A 487-nucleotide genomic window follows, 5' to 3' on the forward strand; every position below is an offset into this window, starting at 1 on the left:
GGTCGGTGTGCATCAGAGTCGGATCTCCCCGTCAACCATCGGAAACCATCAGAGAACACGCTGGGAACGGCCATGCGCGACCAGGAGGCAACACATGGAGCACGGGCAACGGCCCGGTCGGGCGGTGAGGTGCGGGCCGAAGTGTGCGTCGGACAGTGTCCCCCGAGGCTGACAACGTTGTCCAGGCTCTATGCTCGACGCCACATCCTCATACAAGCCCATGGACTCACGCATCCCCGTGGCCGACAGGACAGGACACCGCAACGTGCCGGAGACGACCCGCCGCACCGACCGCTCCCCAGGGACCCGCTACGGCAACCGTCCGACGATGAAGGACGTGGCCGCCCGCGCCGGAGTGGGCCTGAAGACGGTCTCCCGTGTGGTGAACGGCGAGCCGGGCGTGACGCCGGAGACCGAGAGGCGGGTGCAGGAGGCGATCGAGGCGCTCGGCTTCCGCCGCAACGACAGCGCGCGGGTGCTGCGCAAG

1 protein-coding gene is annotated in these 487 nt (G+C 68.4%); it reads left to right on the forward strand.

Annotated features, from left to right (window positions below; genetic code table 11):
• Nucleotides 1-220 precede the first annotated feature (220 nt).
• Nucleotides 221-487, forward strand: a 267-nt coding sequence (locus tag LPA54_RS37080; protein ID WP_228984867.1) for a LacI family DNA-binding transcriptional regulator, incomplete at its 3' end; no start/stop codon positions are given.

The sequence above is a fragment of the Streptomyces sp. DH12 genome, assembly GCF_020873895.1.
Classification (GTDB): Bacteria; Actinomycetota; Actinomycetes; order Streptomycetales; family Streptomycetaceae; genus Streptomyces.